The 1,166-nt window shown below is 57.3% G+C and carries 1 protein-coding gene; it reads right to left on the reverse strand.

Annotated features, from left to right (window positions below; translation table 11 throughout):
- On the reverse strand, nt 1-1,088 hold a 1,088-nt coding region (locus ACP7DE_RS27970), incomplete at its 3' end, for an ISAs1 family transposase (RefSeq protein ID WP_426075180.1).
- Between the last annotated feature and the right edge of the window lie 78 nt (nt 1,089-1,166).

Genomic DNA, 1,166 nt, shown 5'->3' on the forward strand with positions numbered 1-1,166 from the left:
GCTTTTAAGCGTTTGGTAGCGATGCCGACCTTGGTCGACTTTTCATTTTTCAGCAAGTTCAGGGCGATTCGGCGCAAGATGGCAAAGTTTTGTGCTCCTTCACCGACCCGGATGCGGCAATCGTCCTCACGGAACGCGACATCGAGCACCCAGTGCATGCTATTTTCGATACCCCAGTGGGCCCGGATGGTGTGCGCGAGATGAGCTGCTTTCGCCGGGAGACTGCTGAGGTAATAGCGCCGCTCGACACTGGCGGTACCGGTGCTGTTTCTGCCGATGATTTCGCGCGTTGATTCAATCATGATCAGGCTTTGCACGCCGGCCCAGTACTGGTTTTGCTGGTCTAGCCAAGTAACATCGTTAGTCACCAGGCAGCGTCGGGTTTCAATGCGCCCGTGGTCTTTTTCAGTGTGATTGTGGTCCCAGAACGGACGCTCTAACGTGCCTGCCTCGGCGGCATCGAACCACAGCTTGACCGCTTCGGCCAGACCGGGTTGGTTGTCCTTCACACCCAGCACATAGTCTGCGCCGCTGGCGATGATCTTGGCCGCGATGTCGTGCTGACATCCCATCGCGTCGATAGTGATGATGGCCCCTTTGATGTCCAGCGTCGCCAGCAATTCCGGGATCGCGGCGATCTCATTGCTCTTGTCGGCAGTCCTGACCTGTCCCAGCGTCAAGCCGCTGGCGCTGCTCCATGCCGACACCAGGTGAATCGCACTGTGTTTGCCATCGTGCGAGCCGCGCACGCACTTGCCGTCGATGGCAATGTGTTGCCCTGGAAGCGCCGGACATATCGCCCCCATCCATCTGACGAAACAAGTCTCGAATTGCGTTGCATCAAGCAGCGAAAATACCCGCCCGAAGGTGTCGTGCGAGGCGATGCCGTTGGCAAACGGCAGCTGTTGGCGCAGCCAATCGAGCTTCGTTTCACTCCACTCGACAACTGCCGTCCAACTCTCTGCGCCACTGATGACGGCGCAAATCGCCGCCAACAGCAACTCGTCGAGTCGATAGGCGCATTGCCGCGCACGCGGGTCGTTCAAGTCATCGAATGCTGCCACCAACGAGATCGGTTCGTTTGCCATTTGCGCGTCCAAATATTGAAAGTAAACGCCTTTCTTGGCAGGTTTACAAGCAATATTTTTGCCCTACGGCCAAACCGA

Origin of the sequence: Janthinobacterium sp. DSP2-3-3 (assembly GCF_049897325.1) — a bacterium.
Lineage (GTDB): Bacteria > Pseudomonadota > Gammaproteobacteria > Burkholderiales > Burkholderiaceae_D > Janthinobacterium.